The organism is Paracholeplasma vituli, from assembly GCF_025446935.1.
In the GTDB taxonomy this organism is placed as follows: Bacteria; Bacillota_I; Bacilli_A; order Acholeplasmatales; family UBA5453; genus Paracholeplasma; species Paracholeplasma vituli.
Genome location: NZ_JAOEGN010000042.1, coordinates 1 through 307, shown reverse-complemented (window position 1 = coordinate 307; position 307 = coordinate 1). Strand labels below are relative to the sequence as shown.

Here is a 307-nt window from a genome sequence, read left to right as displayed (position 1 = left end):
TCTTAATCTCTTTTTTGTATTCATAGAGTATGGATACATAATACTTACCCGTACTACTCTTAGATACGGTTACACTCTTTAAAGTCATTTCACTAGGAATCACCCTATGTTGTTTGATTTTAACATCACCCAGTTTAGGGAGTTTAATGTAGCCTTTTAATAGAACGATGTTATTATTTACAAGATTGGTTGTATACCCATAGTCTTGTTTCTTAGAGTGGAACTTAGGTAAGTCTTGTTTACGTTTAAAGAACATTCTAAAGGCTTTTTCGAGATTGAGTTGGGTATTTGAAAGAGACAATGAATC

Annotated in this window: 1 pseudogene; it reads right to left on the bottom strand. The window is 32.6% G+C overall.

Annotated elements, in window-relative coordinates:
* Positions 1-307 (bottom strand): annotated as a pseudogene (locus N7603_RS08980) (RNA-guided endonuclease TnpB family protein); the annotation flags it as partial.